The organism is Actinomadura terrae, assembly GCF_022751215.1.
In the GTDB taxonomy this organism is placed as follows: domain Bacteria; phylum Actinomycetota; class Actinomycetes; order Streptosporangiales; family Streptosporangiaceae; genus Spirillospora; species Spirillospora terrae.
Map to the genome: position 1 here is coordinate 411,007 of NZ_JAICDG010000002.1, position 22,685 is coordinate 433,691.

The 22,685-nt window shown below is 70.1% G+C and carries 15 protein-coding genes; all 15 read left to right on the forward strand.

Annotated elements, in window-relative coordinates; genetic code table 11:
- Positions 1–2 precede the first annotated feature (2 nt).
- The 15 genes from K2F47_RS12080 (at position 3) to K2F47_RS12150 (ending at position 22,280) form a co-directional block, all read left to right on the forward strand.
- Positions 3–1,340, forward strand: coding sequence for an MCE family protein (locus K2F47_RS12080; protein ID WP_242902955.1), 1,338 nt, complete (start codon positions 3–5; stop codon positions 1,338–1,340).
- A complete protein-coding gene (locus K2F47_RS12085) occupies positions 1,337–2,368 on the forward strand; it encodes an MCE family protein (protein WP_242902956.1) in 1,032 nt (343 codons plus the stop codon). Before K2F47_RS12080 ends, K2F47_RS12085 begins: the two co-directional genes overlap by 4 nt.
- Positions 2,369–3,427, forward strand: a complete 1,059-nt coding sequence (locus tag K2F47_RS12090; protein WP_242902957.1) for an MCE family protein — start codon at positions 2,369–2,371, stop codon at positions 3,425–3,427.
- Positions 3,428–3,445: 18 nt separating this feature from the next.
- Positions 3,446–4,735, forward strand: a complete 1,290-nt coding sequence (locus tag K2F47_RS12095) for an MCE family protein (protein ID WP_242902958.1) — start codon at positions 3,446–3,448, stop codon at positions 4,733–4,735.
- Positions 4,732–6,057 carry an MCE family protein gene (locus K2F47_RS12100; RefSeq protein WP_242902959.1) on the forward strand — a complete coding sequence of 442 codons (1,326 nt, stop codon included), beginning with the start codon at positions 4,732–4,734 and terminating at the stop codon, positions 6,055–6,057. Before K2F47_RS12095 ends, K2F47_RS12100 begins: the two co-directional genes overlap by 4 nt.
- Positions 6,054–7,529: an MCE family protein gene (locus K2F47_RS12105; protein ID WP_242902960.1), complete on the forward strand. Its 1,476-nt coding sequence runs from the start codon at positions 6,054–6,056 to the stop codon at positions 7,527–7,529. Before K2F47_RS12100 ends, K2F47_RS12105 begins: the two co-directional genes overlap by 4 nt.
- A gap of 10 nt (positions 7,530–7,539) precedes the next feature.
- A complete protein-coding gene (locus tag K2F47_RS12110; RefSeq protein WP_242902961.1) occupies positions 7,540–8,031 on the forward strand; it encodes an Rv1363c family protein in 492 nt (163 codons plus the stop codon).
- On the forward strand, positions 8,028–9,008 hold the full coding sequence (locus tag K2F47_RS12115; protein ID WP_242902962.1) for an Rv1363c family protein: 981 nt from the start codon (positions 8,028–8,030) through the stop codon (positions 9,006–9,008). The genes K2F47_RS12110 and K2F47_RS12115 overlap by 4 nt, the downstream gene beginning before the upstream one ends.
- A 438-nt stretch (positions 9,009–9,446) precedes the next feature.
- Positions 9,447–12,914, forward strand: a complete 3,468-nt coding sequence (gene rpoB / locus K2F47_RS12120; protein WP_242902963.1) for a DNA-directed RNA polymerase subunit beta — start codon at positions 9,447–9,449, stop codon at positions 12,912–12,914.
- A gap of 20 nt (positions 12,915–12,934) precedes the next feature.
- Complete coding sequence (locus K2F47_RS12125) at positions 12,935–16,807, forward strand: DNA-directed RNA polymerase subunit beta' (RefSeq protein WP_242902964.1); 3,873 nt, start codon at positions 12,935–12,937, stop codon at positions 16,805–16,807.
- Positions 16,808–16,899: 92 nt separating this feature from the next.
- A complete protein-coding gene (sigJ, locus tag K2F47_RS12130; RefSeq protein ID WP_242902965.1) occupies positions 16,900–17,814 on the forward strand; it encodes an RNA polymerase sigma factor SigJ in 915 nt (304 codons plus the stop codon).
- Complete coding sequence (locus K2F47_RS12135) at positions 17,814–19,022, forward strand: NAD(P)/FAD-dependent oxidoreductase (protein ID WP_242902966.1); 1,209 nt, start codon at positions 17,814–17,816, stop codon at positions 19,020–19,022. The genes sigJ and K2F47_RS12135 overlap by 1 nt, the downstream gene beginning before the upstream one ends.
- Before the next feature lie 119 nt (positions 19,023–19,141).
- Positions 19,142–19,396 (forward strand): hypothetical protein, encoded by a 255-nt coding sequence (locus K2F47_RS12140; RefSeq protein WP_242902967.1) that lies wholly within the window; start codon positions 19,142–19,144, stop codon positions 19,394–19,396.
- Between the two features lie 124 nt (positions 19,397–19,520).
- Positions 19,521–20,501 (forward strand): aldo/keto reductase, encoded by a 981-nt coding sequence (locus K2F47_RS12145; protein WP_242902968.1) that lies wholly within the window; start codon positions 19,521–19,523, stop codon positions 20,499–20,501.
- Between the two features lie 246 nt (positions 20,502–20,747).
- A complete protein-coding gene (locus tag K2F47_RS12150; protein ID WP_242902969.1) occupies positions 20,748–22,280 on the forward strand; it encodes a hypothetical protein in 1,533 nt (510 codons plus the stop codon).
- Positions 22,281–22,685 lie beyond the last annotated feature (405 nt).

Here is a 22,685-nt window from a genome sequence, read left to right on the forward strand (position 1 = left end):
CGATGAGGGAACGGTTCCGATACCGGCTGCTCGGCCTCGCGATGCTGGTCGCGGTGGCGCTGCTGCTGGCGCTGACGGTCGCGCTGTTCAACAAGGCGCTGACACCGGTGACCAGGGTGGACGTCGCGGCCGAGCGGGCCGGGCTGCAACTGCTGCCGCACTCGGACGTGAAGGTGCGCGGGCTGATCGTCGGGGAGGTGCGCGGCACGGAGGCGACCGACGGCGGCGCCCGGCTGCACCTCGCGCTCGACCCGGACAAGGCCAAGCTGATCCCGAACAACGTCCAGGCGCGGCTGCTGCCGAAGACGCTGTTCGGCGAGAAGTACGTGGACCTGGAGATCCCCGACCGCGCGGGCGCGCCGGGCCTGCGCGGGGGGCAGGTGATCCCGCAGGATCGCTCGCAGGCCGCCGTCGAGGTCAACAAGGTCTTGGACGACCTGCTCCCGCTGCTCCAGGCGGTGAAGCCCAAGGAGCTGAACTCGACGCTGAACGCCCTCGCCACCGCGCTCCAGGGACGCGGCGACCAGATCGGCCGCGACATCGAGCAGGCCGACGCGCTGCTGCGGAAGGTCAACCCGGAGCTGGGCACGCTGGTGCACGACCTGAACGCGCTGTCGGACGTCTCCGACATCTACACCGCGGCGGCGCCCGACCTGCTCCAGACGCTCCGCAACCTCAACGTGACCAGCAAGACGATCACCGACCGGAAGGCGACGATCGAGCAGCTGATCCCGGCGGTGACGAGCCTGGCGGACGACGGCGACGCGTTCATGCGGCGGAACGGCCCGAAGATCATCGGCTTCAACATCGCGAACCGGGACGCGCTCGGCGTCATCGCCCGGTACTCGCCGTCGCTGCCGTGCGTGCTCGCCGGGATGATGAAGCTGAAGGGCGAGGCCGAGCGGGCGGCGGGCGCGAACGGCTCCAAGACCTTCAACCTCACGATCGAGATCGTCAAGCCGCGTCCGGCCTACAAGTACCCGCTGGACAAGCCGGAGGCCAAGGACCAGCGGAACCCGCGCTGCTACGGCCTGCCGAACCCGAAGGTCCCCTTCCCCGACTACCTCGCGCTGGACGGCACGCAGGACGACCTGTGGTGGAAGAACCCCGACGACCCGAACGGCAACGGCACCCCGACCGGTAACGGGACCCCCGCCGGCCCCGGTGGCCGCGGGCGGGCCCTGTCGAGCGTGTTCGTCGACCCCGGGTCGATGAGCGAGAAGGAGCGGGTCAAGAGCATCGCGGCGCCGATGACGCGGACCCCGTCCGAGCAGCTCTCGGACCTGTCGCAGCTGATGCTGGCGCCGCTGCTGCGCGGATCGGTGGTGACGGTCCGGTGAGGACGACGAGTGCCGCGATCAAGCTGGGGATCTTCGTGGTCCTCACCTCGCTCGCGACCGGGGTGCTGGCGATGACGATCTCGGGCGTCCACTTCGGCGAGACGCGCAGCTACAAGGCGATCTTCACCGATGTCGCGGGGCTGCTGACCAAGGACGACGTGCGGGTCGCGGGCGTCCGGGTCGGCCAGGTCGAGAAGATCCGGCTGCACCACGGAAACCAGGCCGAGGTGACGTTCAGCGTCAAGAAGGGCGGGGTGTTCGAGGCGGGGCTGCCGGCGTCCACGAAGGTCCAGATCCGGTACCGGAACCTGATGGGCCAGCGCTACGTCGCGCTGACCGACGGGGCCGGCCGCTCCAACGAGTACCTGCGTCCCGGCGGGACGATCCCGGTCGGCCAGACCACGCCCGCGCTCGACCTGACGACGCTGTTCAACGGGTTCCGGCCGCTGTTCAAGGCGCTGGAGCCGGGGGATGTGAACCGGCTCGCGTTCCAGATCGTCCAGACGCTCCAGGGCGAGGGCGGGACGGTCAACAGCCTGCTCGGGCACGTCGCGTCGCTGACCAACACGCTCGCCGACCGCGACCGGGTGATCGGCAGGGTGATCGACAACCTGAACGCCGTGCTCGGCACGATCAACGAGCGGCACGACGAGATCAACCAGCTGATCACCGACCTGCGCGGCTTCGTCGGCGGGGTGGCCGACGACCGGCAGGCGATCTTCGACTCGGTCGCGGCGATCAACGACCTGACCGGGACGACACAGGGGCTGCTGAAGGACGTCCGGCCCGACCTGAAGGACGACATCGCGGGCCTGCGGCAGCTGACCGGCACGCTCAACGCCAACAGCGGCGTGCTCGACCAGGGCTTCCAGCGGACGCCGGGCCGGCTCCAGAAGCTCGTCAACATCTCCTCCTACGGCTCCTGGTTCAACATGTACATCTGCGGTTTCGACGCGAGGGTGCGGCTGCCGGGCGGACCGGCCATCCAGACCCCGGCGCTCGTGAACGAGAACGCGAGGTGCAAGTAGATGAGGGTCCCGTTCCGGGAGCGCAACCCGATCCCCATCGGCCTCGCCGGGTTCGCGGTCATCATCGTGGCGCTGGCGGTCGCGCTGAACCTCGACGGCATCCCGTTCCTGTCCGGCGGCACGACCCACACCGCCGACTTCAAGGAGGCGGCCGGGCTGAAGTCCGACGAGGAGGTCCGCGTCGCGGGCGTCAAGGTCGGCAAGGTCACCGGCCTCGAACTCGACGGCGACCACGTGAAGGTCACGTTCCGGGTGGACGACGGCGTCCGGCTCGGCGACCGCACCGGCGCCGACATCAAGATCAAGACGGTGCTCGGCGCGCACTACCTGGCGCTGACCCCGCGCGGGAAGGGCACGCTCGGCCGGCACATCCCGATCGACCGGACGCACGTCCCCTTCGAGGTCGTCCCGGCGATCAGTGAGCTGACGAAGAAGTTCCAGAAGATCGACGAGCGGGAGGTCGCGCGGTCGTTCGACGTGCTCTCGCAGACGTTCCAGAACTCGCCGGAGGAGATCCGGGCGTCGCTGCGCGGGCTGCGGCGGCTGTCGAACACCGTCGCCTCCCGCGACGACCAGCTCCACGAGCTCACCGGCAAGGCGAAGGACGTCTCGCAGCTGCTCGCCGACCGCAACAAGGACTTCGCCAAGCTGGTCCAGGACGGCGACAAGGTGCTCCAGGCCGTCCAGGCCAGGCGCGCGGTCATCCACCAGCTGCTCGTCAACACGGTGACGCTGTCGCAGCAGGTCAACGCGCTGATCAAGGAGAACGAGGCGCAGCTGCGCCCGATGCTGGACAACCTGCGCAAGACCAACGCGATCCTGCTGCGCAACCAGGACAACCTCGACCGCATCCTCCAGCTGTTCGCGCCGTTCGCCCGCCAGTTCGCGGACGTCACCGGCACCGGCCGCTGGTTCGACTCCTACATCCAGAACCTCATCCCGATCCCGGCCTCGCTCCAGCTCCCGTCGAACGGCGGCCTGCCGGGCGGCGGCCAGAAACAAGGCGGTCAGCAACGTAACCGGCCCGGCAACGACAGCCCGTTGCCCTTCCTCCCGTGAGCGGCAGGCAGGTTCCCCGTGCGTAACTCAGCGACCATCCTCCGGCTCGGCGGCGTGATCCTCGCGCTCGCCGTGCTGGCCGCGCTGCTCACGCTGCTCTTCCCGGACAAGAAGCAGCGGCACATGACGGCCTACTTCAGCCGGACGGTCGGCCTCTACAAGGGCGCCGACGTGCGCATCCTCGGCATCCCGGTCGGCGAGGTGACCAGCGTGACCCCGGTCGGCGACGCGGTCCGGGTCGAGCTGCGCTACGACGCCAAGTACAAGGTCCCGGCGAACGCGCACGCCGCCATCGTCAACCAGACGCTCGTCGCCGACCGCTACGTCCAGCTGACGCCGGTCTACAAGGGCGGGCCCGTGCTGCCCGACAAGGCGACGCTCAGGATCGAGCGGACCCAGGTCCCCGTCGAGGTCGACGAGGTCGGCGGTAGCCTGAACGACCTCAGCGAGGCGCTCGGCCCGAAGGGCGCCAACGCCCCGGGCAAGGACGGCACCGGCGCGCTGTCGCGGCTGCTGAAGGTCGGCGCCGACAACCTGGACGGGCAGGGCGCCGACATCCGGCAGACGATCGGCGACACCTCCAAGATGCTGAGCACGCTCAGCGCCGACCGCGGGGACGTCGCGAAGACGATCCAGAACCTGCGGATCATCACCGACGCGATGAAGGCGAACGACCAGCAGATCAAGTCGTTCACCGGCCATCTCAACGGGGTGTCGGGGCAGCTCGCGGGGGAGAAGGAGGAGCTGAGCGCCGCGCTCAACACCCTCGCGCCGACGCTGCGCAACATCCAGCGGTTCATCAAGGACAACCGGGGCGAGCTGGCCGTCAACGTCCGGCAGCTCGCGCAGGTGACGGGCGTGCTCGTCAAGGAGAAGGACGCGCTGTCGGAGGTGCTGGAGGCCGGCCCGCTGGCGATCAACAACCTGGCGCGCGCCTACGACCCGATCAGCGGCACCATCCACGACCGCGCCGACCTGCGCCAGTTCCACGACCTGGCCGACTGGCTGTGCTCGCTGGCCTACTCGGTCGGGACGCCCGCGAAGCAGTGCCTGAGCTTCCTGCGTCCCATCAACCCGATCGGCAAGGCGCTCACGAACTTCAGCCTGGACCTGTCCTGGATCACCGCGTTGACCACGCACTACGACCCGGTGCCGATCCCGCAGGACGCCTACGGCCCGGGCGGCAAGGGCGGCTCGAACGGCGGCTCGTCCGGCAAAGGCAAGGGCACGGAGAACGCGGGCAAACCGGTGCGCAACCCGCACAAGCCGCAACCGATCACCTCACTGCTACCGGGGGGCGGCCGATGAGTCCCACCCGGCGCCGTGCGCGGCTGCTCCTCTCGTCCGCCCTGGCGGGCGTGACCGCGCTGTCCGGCTGCTCGTTCGGCGGCGTGGACAGTCTCCCGCTGCCCGGCGGCCCCGACCTCGGCTCGAACCCGCGCACCGTGAAGATCGAGTTCTCGAACGTGCTGGACCTCGTCCCGCAGTCGGTGGTCAAGGTCAACGACGTGTCGGTCGGCAAGGTGCAGAAGATCGACCTCGCGGGCGGGGACGCGGGCTGGCACGCCGTCGTCACCGTCAAGGTGCGGCGGGACGTCCGGCTCCCCGACAACGCCACCGCCACGATCGGGCAGACCAGCCTGCTCGGCGAGAAGTACGTGGCTCTGGCGCCGCCCACCAAGGAGCCCCCGACCGGCGAGCTCGGCTCGGGCGACCTGATCCCGCTCGGCCGCACGTCCCACGGCACCGAGATCGAGGAGGTGCTGTCGGCGATGTCCCTGCTGCTGAACGGCGGCGGCCTCGAACAGGTCGCCACGATCAGCCACGAGCTCCAGGCCGCGATGGGCGGCCGCGAGTCGACGATCAGGTCGGTGCTCTCCCAGGTGAACACCTTCACCGGCACCCTGGACCGCAACCGCGCTGCGATCACCCGCGCGCTCGACAGCATCGACCGGCTCACCGGCAAGCTGTCGGCCGAGCGCCGCACGATCACCGACACGATCGACCGGACGGGACCGGCGGTCACCGTCCTGAACCGCAACCGCGCCGACCTCACCAAAATGCTCGTCGCGCTCGACCGGCTGAGCCGCACCACGACCGGCGTGATCAAGGCGTCGCAGGCCGACCTGGTCGCCAACCTGCGCGACCTCGACACGATCCTGCGCAACCTCAACAAGGCCGGGTCCGACCTGCCGCGCTCGCTGGAGGCGCTGATCACCTTCCCGTTCCCGGCGACGTTCGGCAACGTCGTCGAGGGCGACTACGGCAACGTCCGGCTGACGCTCGACCTGGACTTCGAGTCGATCGCGCGGAACCTGCTCGGCGGCACCGACCTCGAAGGGCTGCTCGGCAGCGGCCAGCAGATGCGGAACATGCTCCAGGTGCCGAACGTGACGCTGCCGCAGACCCCGCTGGGCGTGCTGCCGCAGTCGCCGGAGGGCGGTGGCGGGGGCAGCGTCCTTCCGGCGCTTCCGAGCCTGCCCGGCCTGTCGGACGGCGGCGCCGCCCCGAGCCCGTCCGGAACGCCCACCACGCCCACCAAGCCGGCGAAGCCGAGCAGGTCGGGCAAGCCGCGCGCGATGGCGCCGCCGGGCGACCTCGCGACCCTGATGACGGGGGGCCTCTCGTGATCCTCAAGCGCGGCGTGAAGTTCCAGCTCGTCGCCTTCGCGCTCATCACGATCATCGGCGTGACCGTCGTGTCGGTGAACTACATCGGCATCGGACGCGGCGTCCTCGGCAAGGAGTACACCGCCTACGTCGACCTCACCGACTCCGGCGGCGTGTTCACCGGCGCGGAGGTCACCTACCGGGGCGTGCCCGTCGGACGCGTCGGCCCGATCGAGCTGACCCGCGACGGCATCCGGGTCAAGCTGAAGCTCGAACGCGGCGGCGGCAAGCGGATTCCGCGCGAGGGGACGTCCGCGATCGTGGCGAACCGGTCGGCGGTGGGGGAGCAGTACATCGACCTCCAGCCCAGCCGCGACGGCGGTCCCTACCTCGACCAGGGCAAGGCGTACACGATCCCCCGGAGGCTGACGAAGCTCCCGGTGTCGACCGCCGAGCTGCTGCGCAACGTCGACGCGCTCGTCGGGTCGGTGAACACCAAGGACCTCGCGACGATCGTGGACGAGCTGGACAAGGCGTTCACCGGCTCCGCGTCCGACCTCCAGTCGATCCTGGACGACACCGACCGGCTGCTGAAGACCGCCGACCGGGCGTTCCCCGACACCAAGCGGCTGCTGGACAACAGCGTGACCGTCCTCGGCACGCAGCGCGCCCAGGGCGCGAACATCCGCGGTTTCGCCCGCAACCTCAACGAGCTGACCACCTCGCTCCGCAAGGACGACCCCGCGCTGCGCCAGACGCTCACCAACGCCCCCGGCGCGGTGGACGAGACGCACCAGGCGATCAACCAGCTCGCGCCGACGCTGCCCGTCCTGCTGGCGAACCTCACCACGACCGGGCAGATCGTGTCGGCCCACAAGGCGGGCCTCCGGTCGCTGTTCATCCTGTATCCGGTGACGCTCGCGGGCGCGTTCACCGTCACGCCCGGGGACGGCACCCAGCACCTCGGCCTCGCGCTGAACATCGACGCGCCGCCGCCCTGCACCAAGGGCTACGAGCAGGTCAAGAAGCGCTGGCCCCAGGACACGTCCGACAAGGAGCCCAAGCTCAACGCCGGATGCAAGGACGCGCACGACTCGCCCAGCGCCGTCCGCGGGGCCCGCAACTTCCCGCGCGAGGCCATTGCCCCCTACCCGCAGGTCCCGCCGGGCGCCACCAGCGGCGCCGGATTCCCCGAAGGCGGCGCGGACGGGAAGACCGGCACCGGCTCACAGGGCGGCTCACAGGCCAAGGGGCCGGACGGAAAGCAGCCGACGAAGGCCCCGACCAAGGAGCCGACCGGCCAGCTCACCGACGGTCATCTCTACCTTTCGTACCCGGCCGACACAGTCGAGTTCGCTGGATACGATCCATCGACCGGGGCGGTCTACGGGCCCGACGGCAAGCAGTACGTGATGCCCCGGAGCGCCGGAACCCGCCAGTTGGGAGAGGAAGCGTCGTGGAAGTGGCTCCTGCTCGGACCGTTGAGCCAGTGAGGCCGGCCCGATGAGGCGCCTCCCCTGGCTCCCGCTGACCACGGTCGTGCTGAGCGTCCTCGTGGTGGGGCTCGTCGTCGCGTCCGCGTGGCTCGGCGTCGTCTCCATGCAGAAGAAGGACGACGCAGACCAACGCGCGAAGGCCCTCCAGGCGGCGCGGCAGATGGGCGTGAACCTGATGACGCTCGACCACACGACCGCCCAGCGCGACGTCGACCGCATCGTCGCCGGCACCACCGGCGACCTCAAGAACAAGCTCGGCACCCAGGCGAAGCAGCTGCTGGACCAGCTCGCCAAGACCGGTGCCAAGTCCAGCGTCAGCGAGGTCGACGCCGCCGTGGTGTCGATGGACGGCGACTCCGCCGAGGTGATCGTCTCCCTGAACGGCACCGTCACCAACGCCAAGGTGAAGCAGGGCGCCCCGCGCGCCTACCGGTACCAGATGGACCTCACCCGCGACGGCGACCGCTGGCTCGTCTCAGAACTGGAGGTGGTCCCGTGACGGCCGAGACGACCGACAAGGCCCGCCGGGCCGCCGAGCAGGCCACGAAGGCGGAGGAGGCGGCCGAGGCCGCCCGGCTCGCCGAGGAGGCCGCCGCCAAGGCGAGGGAGGCGGCGCGGCTCGCCCAGATCGCCGCCGAGGCGGCCGCCGCCGACGCCGAGACCGACCCCGAGCCGGAACCCGAGCCCGAAGCCGCACCCGAGCCCGAATCCAAGTCCGAGCCGGAGGCCGTGCCCGAATCCGAGGCCGCCAAATCCTCTGAGACGCGTTCGCGCGACGGAGAGGCCCCCGAAGGCGCGACCGGTACCGCCGAGGACGCAGCGGACGTCTCAGCCCCTCCGGAGGCCGCCTCCGCGCCCGACGAGACCGCCGAGGACGCGGCCGCCGAAGGCGAGGAGGGTGGCGCGGAGGACACAGAAGACGCACCGAAGCGTAAGCGCGCCCGTACCCCCAAGGTCCCTGCTGCGGGCACCGAGAGTCGGGGAGTCGGGGCGCTGCGGAGTTGGACGCTGGTCGTCGTCCTGGTGGGCCTCGTCCTGGCCCTGGGCGGCGCGACGACCATGCTGGCGCTCAAGGTGCGCGACCAGAAGGCGACGGAGACCGCGTCCAGGCAGGGCCTGTTCGCCGCGTCCCGCGCGGCGCAGGCGCTGTCGTCCTACGACTACCGGAGCCTGGACAGCGACCTGAAGGCCGGCGCGGAGATGACCACCGGCAGGCTGCGCGGCGAGTTCGAGAAACTGGCCGAGACGCTGCGGACGCTGGCGCCGCGCGAGCGGGCCGTCTCGTCGACGACCGTGATGAAGGCGGGCGTCGTCAGCGCGTCCCGCGACAAGGTCGTCGCGCTGGTGTACGCGAACCGGTCGTCGCAGACGAGCTCGGACAAGCAGCAGCGCTTGCCCGAGCCCTTGCGGATCAGGCTGACGATGGTGAAGAAGCAGGGGAAGTGGCTCGCGTCCGAGCTCGCCGTGATCTCCTGAGAGCACCAGGGCAGGCTCGGCGAGGCCGCCCGCGAGACCCGTCCTGACCGGCCTCGACGGGCCCGTCCGGTACCGCCTGATCAGTGCCTCAACGCCCGTCGCCAGGGCGGTTTCGAGGCCTTACCAACCGGTAGGCGACCAGATCCTAAACTATGGCCTTCCTCACTGCAGGTCAGAGCCCGAAAAGTCCAAATCCGCTCTTGACTACAACGCCCTGAGGGGCGATGCTCCAAGGCAACTGTGATGCATACTGCGGCGCTAGAGTTGCGAGCGGTGTGGCAGTCGGCTACACTGCCCCTTTGCGCTGCCCTCTGACTATCCACGTGTGAGAGCTCCCCCGCGAGGGGTCCGTTTTGGACCCTGATGTGCGGGTCTTGGACGTGGATCGTCTGGCGTGCGTGTCGTCAGTTACGCCGCGAGCCCTCGGAAGGACCACTCTTGGCAGCCTCGCGCAACGCCTCGAATACCGCAACCGGTCCGAACCGCGTCTCCTTCGCGCGCATCAAGGAGCCGCTCGAAGTCCCGGACCTCCTTGCACTGCAGACCAACTCCGTTGACTGGCTGCTGGGCAACGAGAGGTGGAAGGCCCGGGTCGAGGCGGCCCAGAAGGCCGGAAGTAAGAGCGTCCCGACCCAGTCGGGGCTGGAGGAGATCTTCGAAGAGATCAGTCCGATCGAGGACTTCTCCGGAACCATGTCGCTGTCGTTCCGCGACCACCGGTTCGAACCGCCCAAGTACTCCGTCGAGGAGTGCAAGGACAAGGACATGACCTACTCCGCCCCGCTCTTCGTGACGGCGGAGTTCATCAACAACACCACCGGTGAGATCAAGAGCCAGACGGTGTTCATGGGCGACTTCCCGCTCATGACCCCGAAGGGCACCTTCATCATCAACGGCACCGAGCGCGTCGTGGTCTCGCAGCTGACCCGCTCGCCCGGCGTGTACTTCGACCGCGCCCTCGACAAGGCGTCCGACAAGGACATCTACGGCTGCCGGGTCATCCCGAGCCGCGGCGCCTGGCTCGAGTTCGAGATCGACAAGCGCGACAACGTCGGCGTGCGCATCGACCGCAAGCGCAAGCAGCCGGTCACGGTCCTGCTGAAGGCCCTCGGCTGGGACGAGGCGCGCATCCGCGAGCACTTCGGCGCCTACGAGTCGATCAATGTCACGCTGGAGAAGGACCACACCTCCGGCCAGGACGACGCGCTGCTGGACATCTACCGCAAGCTGCGGCCGGGCGAGCCGCCGACCCGCGAGTCGGCGCAGACCCTGCTGGAGAACCTGTACTTCAACCCGAAGCGGTACGACGTCGCCAAGGTCGGCCGATACAAGATCAACAAAAAGCTCGGCCTCGACCTGGACATGAAGCAGGGCACGCTCACCGAGGACGACATCGTCGCCACGATCGAGTACCTCGTCCGGCTGCACGCCGGTGAGGAGGAGGCCACCCTCGGGGCCGTCGCCGTGCCGATCGAGGTCGACGACATCGACCACTTCGGCAACCGGCGGCTGCGCACGGTCGGCGAGCTGATCCAGAACCAGGTCCGTCTCGGCCTGGCTCGTATGGAGCGCGTCGTCCGCGAGCGGATGACCACCCAGGACGTCGAGGCGATCACGCCGCAGACGCTGATCAACATCCGGCCGGTCGTCGCCTCCATCAAGGAGTTCTTCGGCACCAGCCAGCTCTCGCAGTTCATGGACCAGACCAACCCGCTCGCCGGGCTGACGCACAAGCGCCGCCTGAACGCGCTGGGCCCGGGCGGTCTGTCCCGTGAGCGCGCGGGCATGGAGGTCCGCGACGTCCACCCGTCGCACTACGGCCGCATGTGCCCGATCGAGACGCCGGAAGGCCCGAACATCGGCCTGATCGGCTCGCTGGCCGCCTTCGGCCGGGTCAACCCGTTCGGGTTCGTCGAGACCCCGTACCGCAAGGTCACCGACGGCGTGGTCACCGAGCAGATCGACTACCTCACCGCCGACGAGGAGGACCGCTACGTCATCGCGCAGGCCAACTCCCTGCTCAACGAGGACGGCACCTTCGTCGAGGACAAGGTCCTCATCCGCAAGAAGGGCGGCGAGGTCGAGCTGATCCCGCCGCGCGACGTCCAGTACATGGACGTCTCCGCGCGGCAGATGACCTCGGTCGCGACCGCGATGATCCCGTTCCTGGAGCACGACGACGCCAACCGCGCGCTGATGGGCTCCAACATGCAGCGCCAGTCGGTGCCGCTGCTGCGCAGCGAGGCGCCGCTGGTCGGCACCGGCATGGAGTACCGTGCCGCGACCGACGCGGGCGACGTCATCACGGCCGAGAAGGCGGGCGTCGTCGAGGAGGTCTCCGCCGACTACGTCACGGTGATGAACGACGACGGCACCCGCACGACCTACCGTGTCGCCAAGTTCAAGCGGTCGAACCAGGGCACCTGCTTCAACCAGAAGCCCATCGTGGAAGAGGGCGCCCGGGTCGAGCTCGGCCAGGTCATCGCCGACGGGCCGTGCACCGACAACGGTGAGATGGCGCTCGGCAAGAACCTGCTCGTGGCGTTCATGCCGTGGGAGGGCCACAACTACGAGGACGCGATCATCCTCAGCCAGCGCCTCGTCCAGGACGACGTGCTGTCCTCGATCCACATCGAGGAGCACGAGGTCGACGCCCGCGACACCAAGCTCGGCCCCGAGGAGATCACCCGGGACATCCCGAACGTCTCCGAGGAGGTCCTGGCCGACCTCGACGAGCGCGGCATCATCCGCATCGGCGCGGACGTCGTCCCCGGCGACATCCTGGTCGGCAAGGTCACGCCCAAGGGCGAGACCGAGCTGACCCCCGAGGAGCGGCTGCTGCGCGCGATCTTCGGTGAGAAGGCCCGCGAGGTCCGCGACACCTCCCTGAAGGTGCCGCACGGCGAGCAGGGCAAGGTCATCGGCGTCCGGGTGTTCTCCCGGGACGAGGGCGACGAGCTCCCGCCCGGCGTGAACGAGCTGGTCCGGGTGTACGTGGCGCAGAAGCGCAAGATCACCGACGGGGACAAGCTCGCGGGCCGGCACGGCAACAAGGGCGTCATCTCCAAGGTGCTCCCGGTCGAGGACATGCCGTTCCTGGAGGACGGCACGCCCGTCGACATCGTCCTGAACCCGCTCGGCGTCCCCGGACGCATGAACGTGGGCCAGGTCCTGGAGACCCACCTCGGCTGGGTCGCCTCCCGCGGCTGGAAGGTCGAGGGCGACGACGCCGAGTGGAAGCGCGCGCTCAGGGAGATCGGCGCCGACGAGGCCCCGCCGTGGACCAACACCGCGACGCCGGTGTTCGACGGCGCCCGCGAGGACGACGTCACCGGCCTGATCGAGAGCACGCTGCCGAACCGCGACGGCAACCGCATGGTCGGCCCGGGCGGCAAGGCGCGGCTGTTCGACGGCCGTACCGGCGAGCCCTACAAGGACCCGATCTCGGTCGGCTACATCTACATCCTCAAGCTGCTCCACCTGGTCGACGACAAGATCCACGCCCGCTCGACCGGTCCGTACTCCATGATCACCCAGCAGCCGCTCGGCGGTAAGGCCCAGTTCGGTGGCCAGCGCTTCGGTGAGATGGAGGTGTGGGCGCTGGAGGCCTACGGCGCCGCCTACGCCCTCCAGGAGCTGCTGACCATCAAGTCCGACGACGTCCTCGGCCGGGTCAAGGTCTACGAGGCCATCGTCAAGGGCGAGAACATCCCCGAGCCCGGCATTCCCGAGTCCTTCAAGGTGCTCATCAAGGAGATGCAGTCGCTGTGCCTCAACGTCGAGGTGCTCTCCAGCGACGGCATGTCGATCGAGATGCGCGACACCGACGAGGACGTCTTCCGCGCCGCGGAGGAGCTCGGCATCGACCTGTCCCGGCGTGAGCCGAGCAGTGTCGAAGAGGTCTGATCAACTCAAGGGGAAAACAGTTGCTTGACGTCAACTTCTTCGACGAGCTACGCATCGGCCTGGCGACCGCTGACGACATCCGCCAGTGGTCGCACGGCGAGGTCAAGAAGCCGGAGACGATCAACTACCGCACCCTCAAGCCGGAGAAGGACGGGCTCTTCTGCGAGAAGATCTTCGGTCCGACCCGGGACTGGGAGTGCTACTGCGGCAAGTACAAGCGCGTCCGGTTCAAGGGCATCATCTGCGAGCGCTGCGGCGTCGAGGTGACGCGCGCCAAGGTGCGGCGTGAGCGGATGGGCCACATTGAGCTGGCCGCGCCGGTCACGCACATCTGGTACTTCAAGGGCGTGCCCTCGCGCCTCGGCTACCTGCTGGACCTGGCCCCGAAGGATCTCGAAAAGATCATTTACTTCGCGGCCTACATGATCACCAGCGTGGACGCCGAGCGCCGCGACCGCGACCTGCCGACGCTGGAGGCCCACATCTCCGTGGAGCGCCAGCAGATCGAGCAGGCCCGCGACGCGCAGGTCGAGGCCCGCCAGCAGAAGCTGGAGGGCGACCTCGCGGAGCTGGAGGAGGCCGGCGCGAAGGCCGACCAGAAGCGCAAGGTGCGCGACGGCGCCGAGCGGGAGATGAAGCAGCTACGCGACCGCGCGCAGCGCGAGATCGACCGGCTCGACGAGGTCTGGAGCCGCTTCAAGAACCTCAAGGTCCAGGACCTTGAGGGCGACGAGCTGCTCTACCGCGAGATGCGGGACCGGTTCGGCAAGTACTTCGAGGGCGGCATGGGCGCCGCGGCCATCCAGGCGCGGCTCCAGAACTTCGACCTCGACGCCGAGGCCGAGAAGCTGCGCGACATCATCCGCACCGGCAAGGGGCAGAAGAAGGCCCGCGCGCTGAAGCGGCTGAAGGTCGTCTCGGCGTTCCTCAACACCCGCAACAGCCCGCTCGGGATGGTGCTGGACTGCATTCCGGTGATCCCGCCGGACCTGCGTCCGATGGTGCAGCTGGACGGCGGCCGGTTCGCCACGTCCGACCTGAACGACCTGTACCGCCGCGTGATCAACCGGAACAACCGGCTCAAGCGGCTGCTCGACCTCGGCGCGCCCGAGATCATCGTCAACAACGAGAAGCGGATGCTCCAGGAGGCCGTCGACGCGCTGTTCGACAACGGCCGCCGCGGCCGCCCGGTCACCGGGCCGGGCAACCGTCCGCTGAAGTCGCTGTCGGACATGCTCAAGGGCAAGCAGGGCCGGTTCCGCCAGAACCTGCTGGGCAAGCGCGTCGACTACTCGGGCCGGTCGGTCATCGTCGTCGGCCCGCAGCTGAAGCTGCACCAGTGCGGCCTGCCCAAGCAGATGGCGCTGGAGCTGTTCAAGCCGTTCGTGATGAAGCGGCTGGTCGACCTCAACCACGCGCAGAACATCAAGTCCGCCAAGCGGATGGTCGAGCGGGCCCGCCCGGTCGTGTGGGACGTGCTGGAAGAGGTCATCACCGAGCACCCGGTGCTGCTGAACCGCGCGCCGACCCTGCACCGCCTCGGCATCCAGGCGTTCGAGCCGCAGCTGGTCGAGGGCAAGGCCATCCAGATCCACCCGCTGGTCTGCACGGCGTTCAACGCCGACTTCGACGGCGACCAGATGGCGGTGCACCTGCCGCTGTCCGCCGAGGCGCAGGCCGAGGCGCGGATCCTGATGCTCTCGACCAACAACATCCTGAAGCCGTCGGACGGCAAGCCCGTCACCATGCCCACCCAGGACATGGTCATCGGCCTGTACTGGCTGACGACGGAGAAGGACGGCGCGCAGGGCGAGGGCCGTGCGTTCGGCGGCATCGCCGAGGGCATCATGGCCTACGACCGGGGCGAGCTGGACCTCCAGGCGAAGATCCACATCCGGCTCAAGGACGTCCCGCCGCCGCGGGACTGGATCGCGCCCGAGGGGTACGAGCCCGGCCAGCCCTACCGGCTGGAGACCACGCTCGGCCGCGCGCTGTTCAACGAGACGCTGCCGGAGGACTTCCCCTTCGTCAACGACGAGATCGGCAAGAAGCAGCTCTCGGCGATCGTCAACGAGCTGGCGGAGACCTACCCGAAGGTCGCCGTCGCGAACGCTCTGGACGCGCTGAAGAGCACCGGCTTCCACTGGGCCACCCGGTCCGGCGTCACGATCGCGATCGACGACGTCATCACCCCGCCGAACAAGCAGGACATCCTCGGCGGGTACGAGGCGCGCGCCGACAAGGTGCAGCGGGAGTTCAACCGCGGTCTGATCACCGATGACGAGCGCAAGCAGGAGCTCATCGAGATCTGGAACCACGCGACCGCCGACGTCGCCAAGGACATGGAGCAGGCGTTCCCGAAGGCCAACCCGATCTGGATGATGATCCAGTCGGGCGCCCGCGGCAACCCGCTCCAGCTGCGGCAGATCGCCGGTATGCGCGGGCTGGTGTCGAACCCGAAGGGCGAGACGATCCCGCGTCCGATCAAGTCGTCGTTCCGCGAGGGCCTGTCGGTCGTCGAGTACTTCATCTCGACGCACGGCGCCCGCAAGGGCCTGGCCGACACGGCGCTGCGCACCGCCGACTCGGGCTACCTGACCCGGCGTCTGGTGGACGTCGCGCAGGACGTCATCGTCCGCGAGGAGGACTGCGGCACCGACCGCACGATCCCCTTCGAGGTCGCCGACCGGATGGCCGACGGCTCGCTGGTCAAGCTCGCCACGAGCGAGACGAGCCTGGTCGGCCGCACGATCGCCGAGGACGTCGAGGTCGACGGGACCGTCATCTTCCCGGCCGACACCGACCTGTCCGACGCGGTCGTGACGCGGCTGGTCGAGGCGGGCGTGGACCGCGTCCGCACCCGCAGCGCCCTGGTCTGCGAGGCGAAGATCGGTGTCTGCGCCGCCTGCTACGGCCGCTCGCTGGCCACCGGCAAGCGGGTGGACGTCGGCGAGGCCGTCGGCATCATCGCGGCGCAGTCGATCGGTGAGCCCGGCACGCAGCTGACCATGCGCACCTTCCACACCGGCGGTGTGGCCGGTGGCGACATCACGCACGGTCTGCCGCGTGTCCAGGAGCTGTTCGAGGCGCGCATCCCGAAGGGTGTCGCCCCGATCAGCGAGGTCGCCGGCCGCGTCAAGATCGACGAGACCGAGAAGGCGCGCAAGGTCGTCGTCGTCCCCGACGACGGCGCCGACGAGATCGCCTACCCGGTGCCGATGCGCTCGCGCCTGCTGGTGAAGGAGGGCGAGCACGTCGACGTCGGCCAGCAGCTCATCGCGGGTGCGATCAACCCGCACGAGGTGCTGCGCATCCTCGGCCCGCGCGCCGTGCAGCTCCACCTGGTCCACGAGGTCCAGGAGGTCTACCGGTCGCAGGGCGTGTCGATCCACGACAAGCACATCGAGATCATCGTCCGCCAGATGCTGAAGCGGGTGAACATCCTCGAGTCCGGCGACACCGACCTGCTGCCGGGCGACCTCGTGGAGCGTCCGATCTTCGAGGAGACGAACCGGAACGTCGTCGCCGAGGGCGGGGTGCCCGCCGCGGGCCGCCCGGTCCTGATGGGCATCACCAAGGCCTCGCTCGCGACCGAGTCGTGGCTGTCGGCGGCGTCCTTCCAGGAGACGACCCGGGTGCTCACCGAGGCCGCGATGCACGCCAAGAGCGACCCGCTGCTGGGCCTCAAGGAGAACGTCATCATCGGCAAGCTCATCCCGGCCGGTACCGGCATGCCGCAGTACCGCAACGTCCGGGTGGAGCCCACCGAGGAGGCGAAGGCGGCGGTGTACTCCGTCGGCTCCTACGACGACGGCGCCGAGTACGCGTTCGGCCAGGGGTCGGGCGAGGCGGTTCCGCTGGAGGAGTACGACTTCGGCCAGTACAACCGGTAGTTCCGCAAGCCACGGAAAGGCCGCTTCCCGCATCCGCGGGAGGCGGCCTTTCCGCGTTGTCACAGGATGCGCGCCTGTTCCGTCCCCATGACGTGCGGGATGACGAAGAGGTGGCGAGGGAGTTCCAGGCGCTGCGCGGGCGGCTCCTGGGCGTGGCCTACGGGCTCCTCGGCAGTGTGGACGAGGCGGAGGACGTGGTCCAGGAGAGCTGGCTGCGGCTCCGCTCGGCCGACCGCGCCCGGATCGAGGACCTGACCGGCTGGCTGATCGTCACGACCGCGCGGCTCGCGCGGGACGTGCTGCGGTCGGCGCGGCACCGGCGGGAGGAGTACGTCGGGCCGTGGCTGCCCGAGCCGCTGGTCACCGGCGAGCGTCCTCGCGCCGACCCGGCGGGCGGCGGCGATCCCGCCGACCGCGTGACGCTGGACGAGTCGCTCAGCATGGCCCTGCTGGTCGTGCTGGAGTCGCTCACCCCCGCCGAGCGGACGGCGTTCGTGCTGCACGACGTGTTCGGGGTCGGGTTCGCCGAGATCGGCGAGGTGGTGGGCCGCGAGCCGGCGGCCTGCCGCCAGCTCGCCGTGCGGGCCCGCAGGCGGATCGAGGCACGCGCGCCGCGCTTCGAGCCGTCCCCGGACGAGCAGCGCCGCGTCCTCGCGGCGTTCGCCGCCGCCTGCCGGACCGGCGACGTCCAGGCGCTGCTGGCGCTGCTCGACCCCGGCGTCGTCGTGCGCAGCGACGGCGGCGGGTGGGTGGCGGCGGCGCGCCGTCCCGTGCACGGCGCCGACCGCGTCGCCCGCTACCTGGCCGGTGTCGCGCGCTGGTACGCCGACGACGGCGAGATCGCGCACGCCACGGTGAACGGCCGCCCGGGGCTGCTCTGGACGCGGGGCGGCGAACTGCACGGCGTCATGTCCGTCACGCTCGACGGCGGCCGGATCACCTCCGTCGACTTCGTCCGCAACCCCGACAAGCTCGAACGCGCACGACAACTGAGAGGAACACACTGATGCCGGATGTTCTGATCCTGGGCGGCGGGTTCGCCGCCGTCTGGAGCGCCGCCGCGGCCACGCGGCTGTTGCGCGCGGAGGGCGCTCAGCGCTCCGTCACGGTCGTCGCGCCGGACGACCACATGGTGATCCGGCCCCGGCTCTACCAGGCCGACCCGGGCGCGATGCGGGTCCCGCTGGACGACGTCCTCGGGCCGATCGGCGTGGAGCGGGTCCGCGGCTACGCCACCGCCATCGACACCGAGCGGTCGGCGGTGACCGTCCGGGGGCGGGACGGGAGCGTCGCCGAGTTGAGCTATCGGCGGCTCGTCCTGGCCACGGGCAGCGCGTTGGCGAAGCCGGACCTGCCCGGTGCCGAGCACCTCCACAACGTCGACACGGTCGAGGCCGCCGTCGCGCTCGACGACCACCTGCACGCCCTGCCCGAGGCCCCGGGCCGCCACACCGCCGTGGTCATCGGCGCGGGCTTCACCGGCCTTGAGGTCGCGACGGAGCTGGCCGGACGGATGCGGGCGCCGGGCGTCGCCGGGGACGCGGCGGACGAGGTCCGCGTCGTCCTCGTGGAGCGCGCCGACGTCATTGGCCCCGACCTCGGCCCAGGCCCCCGTCCCGTCATCACGTCCGCGCTGGAGGAGCTGGGCGTCGAGGTGCGGCTCGGCGCGTCGGTGACCGAGATCACGCCGGACGGCGTCGTGCTCGGCGACGGGACGTCCATCCCGGCGAGCACGGTCGTGTGGACGGCCGGGGTCCAGGCCAGCCCGCTCACCCGCGACGTCCCGGCCGAACGCGACCGCATCGGACGCCTGGTCACCGACGCGTTCCTGCGCGTCCCCGGGGTGCCCGGCGTGTACGCGGCGGGCGACACCGCCGCCGCCCCGGCCGAGGACGGCCACGTCACGATGCCGAGCTGCCAGCACGCGACCCCGCTCGGCCGCCACGCGGGCCACAACGCCGCCGCCGACCTGCTCGGGCTCACCCCGGCCGAGTTCAGGCCCGACCCCTACGTGACGTGCCTGGACCTCGGCACGGCCGGGGCGGTCTTCACCACCGGGTTCGAGCGGACGGTCGAGAGCACGGGGGAGACGGCCAAGGCGCGCAAGCGCGCGGTGAACGAGGAGTGGATCTACCCGCCGGTGCGCGACGCGGAGGAGCTGCTGCGGCGTGCCGACCACCGGATGTCGGTCCGCCGCCCGGTCCCCGCCGGCTGACCCGGCACGCCGTTTACCTGCGGTTATCTCGGTTTTCTTGACCTTTGACCGGGTTTTGCGGTGCCGTGCCCGGGGAGGGACTCGTTGCTGGCTAATCTTCGTGACGGGGAGGAAACCATATGAAACGGGTCATTACCGCAGCAGTGATCGCGATCGCGGCGACGGGGGTCGGGGTGGGAGCAGCCGGCGCCGCCCAGCCGTCGCAGCAGACGCAGCCGTCGCAGCAGCAGCGCCAGGATTGCCGTACCTACTCCAGCACCGCCGTGTGCGGCAAGGTCCAGCTCGACCAGAAGCAGCAGGCGTGCGCTACCGCGATGGTCCAGCAGGGGATGACCCAGCGCCGAGCCGAGGTGGAGTGCAAGGCCTTCGGCTGACCGTCCGAGAGGGCCCGCTTCCCGTACAGGGGAGCGGGCCTCCGGCATTCCGGACACCCCCGAAGTCGCCGTCAGGGCGTGCGGGGTGAAACGATCGGGGTCCGGTTTGCGAAGGAGGCGGGACATGGAACAGGTACGGCTCGGCACGACGGGGACGAAGGTCTCGCGGATCTGTCTCGGCATGATGAGCTACGGCGACCCGAAGTCGCGGGAGTGGTTCCTCGGCGAGGACGCCGCCGAGCCGATCGTCCGGCGCGCCGTCGAGGCGGGCGTGACGTTCTTCGACACCGCCGACATGTACTCGACCGGCGCCAGCGAGGAGATCACCGGCCGCCTGCTGGGCCGGATGTTCCAGAACCGCGACGACTACGTCCTCGCGACGAAGGTGTACTTCCCGATGGGCCCCGGCGCCAACGAGTCCGGCCTGGGCCGCAAGCACGTGATGGCCTCCATCGACGCGGCGCTGCGCCGCCTCGGCACCGACCACGTGGACCTGTACCAGATCCACCGGTGGGACTACGAGACGCCCATCGAGGAGACCATGGAGGCCCTCCACGACGTCGTGCGCTCGGGCAAGGCCCGCTACATCGGCGCGTCCAGCATGTACGCGTGGCAGTTCGCCAAGGCCCAGCACGTCGCCGAGACGCGCGGTTGGACGAAGTTCGTCACCATGCAGAACCACTACAACCTCGTGTACCGGGAGGAGGAGCGGGAGATGATCCCGCTCTGCCTCGACCAGGGCGTGGGCTGCCTTCCCTGGAGCCCGCTGGCGCGCGGCCTGCTGGCGGGCAACCGCGAGCGGGGCGGCGGACGCAACACCGTCCGCGCCAACACCGACGCCTACGCCGACGAGCTCTACGAGGAGGCCGACTTCGACGTGGTGGACGTCGTCCGGCAGGTGGCCGCCGAGCGCGACGTCCCGCCCGCGCGGGTCGCGCTGGCGTGGCTGCTCGCCAAGCCCGGCGTGACCGCGCCCATCATCGGCGCGACGAAGCTCGGCCACATGGAGGACGCGATCGCCGCCGCCGACATCCGCCTGGACGACAAGGAGATCGCCCGCCTGGAGGCGCCCTACCGTCCGCACCCGGTCAACGGGCACTCCTGACCTGCGCGGCCGACATGACGCCCCCGGGTCAGGAACGCTCCGGGGGCGTCCGACGTCTATCCGGGGGTGGTGATTTGCGATTCCACCGGCTATCGGGGCAGGCTGGTGACGAGAACGCCCACGGGTGGCAAGACCGCCACGTGGGGACATCGGTGACAAGGTTCGGAGGCCGCGTTATGCGCCGCGCGTCTCCGAGCGTCCGGGTGCTGAGGAGCCCCGGGACGACGGCGCTGAAGGAGCCCGACGATGACCGACAATGACGGCACGCAGGGACCGCAGTGGCCGTTGCCGGAGGACGAGGGCCAGCGGCCCCCGGAGCAGAACGAGCCTCCGGCCCGTCCCCTGGGCGACCGCACGGTGGTCTTCGGTGCCCCCCAGCTGGGCGGCAACGCGGGCCAGCAGCCTCCACAGCCCCCGCAGCCGGAGCAGCCCGCGCACCCCACGAGGGTCGAGCAGCCGATCCAGCAGCAGCAGTACGGCGAGCAGCCCCCGGCGCCGCCCCAGCAGCCCTACAACCCGCCGCAGGAGCAGCCGCAGTACGGCCAGCCCGAGCAGCAGCAGTACGGCGGGCAGCAGGGCTACGGCCAGCAGCCGGCCCAGGGCGGCTACCCGCAGCAGCCCGAGCAGCCGCAGTTCGGCCAGCAGCAGCCCTACGGCCAGCAGCCCGAGGACCCGTACGGCCAGCAGCAGGCCTACCCGCAGCAGCCCCGGCACGCCGCGCCCCAGGAGCCGCAGCACCAGTTCGGCCAGCCCGAGCAGCAGCAGTACGGCCAGCCCGAGCAGCAGCAGCCGTTCGGCCAGCCGCAGTTCGGCCAGGAGCAGCCGCAGCAGGACGGCACCGACCGCACGCTGATCGTCCCCGGCCCCGGCGCGAGCACGCCGCCTGCCCCCGAGCCCGAGGCGCCGCGTCCGGTCATCGACGACCAGGCCACGCTGCACTGGTCGCCCGGCACCGACATCCCCGTCGCGACCGGCCCCGAGCGCAAGCACGAGGCCCCGGCCGAGCCCTGGCAGTCGTCGCCCGCGCCCGAGCCGTGGTCGTCGGAGCCGTCCCAGCCGCCCCAGCAGGGCCAGGTGGACCACGAGCGGACGATGATGGTGCCGCCCCCCGAGTCCGGCTTCGGCGCGCCCGCCGCCCCGTCCCCGGCCGAGGACCCCTACGGCCGTCCCGAGGTGGAGGACGCCAAGCCGACCCAGGCCTTCGACCCGGGCCGCCAGGCCGAGCCGCAGGGCATGGCCGAGCACACCCGCATGGACATCGGCCAGCAGCAGTGGGGCCAGCAGCAACAGCAGCAGCCCGGCCAGCAGCAGTACAACCAGCAGCAGCCCTACAACGCCCAGCAGCAGTACGGCCAGCAGGACCAGCAGCAACAGCAGTTCGGCCAGCAGGACTTCGGCCAGCAGCAGTCCTACGGCTCCCAGCAGAACCAGGGCCAGTACGGCCAGCAGCAGCAGTACGGCCAGCAAGACCAGCAGTACGGGCAGCAGGATCAGCAACAGCAGCAGTACGGCCAGCCGGAACAGCAGTACGGCCAGCAGGACCAGCAGTACGGCCAGCCTGACCAGCAGCAGCAACAGTTCGGCCAGCCCGACCAGCAGCAGTTCGGTCAGCAGCAGTTCGGCGGTCAGCAGCAGTACGGCGGCGGCGCCCAGCAGCCCGCCCCCTACAGCGGCGGCGACGAGGGGAAGGGCGGCGGCAGGAACACGCTGTGGCTGGTGATCGGCGGCGTGGCGATCGTCGTCATCCTGGTCGTGGTGGTAGTAGCCTTCGTCCTCTAGGACGGCCGGGGGCGGCGTAAAAAGTGGCCAAGATCTTCCCCAAGCGGGGATGAATGGGCCACAATGCGAGAACCGCGCCGTCCCCGACACCCGCCCCAAGGGCACAGACCGGAACCGGGGAAGGTAGTAAGCGCAACTACCAGCGACCGAAAACGTTGCGATCGCGTCCGAAGGCAGGTTCGAGCGTCAGCGAGAACCTGATCGCGGAGCGAGCCGCCAGGCGAGTTCGGAGCGATGCCAGCGATCGCCGCGGTGTCCGCCGAAGGAGGGCCGCCAAGGCCCGACGCCAAGGGCACCGCAATGAACACCGCCGGAGCCAGGGCGCTGCGGCCGACCCCCCATTTTGATTTTCGACGCGTAGGTCGGTAACCTCTTCACTTGTGCCCGCTGTGCGGGCCGCTATGC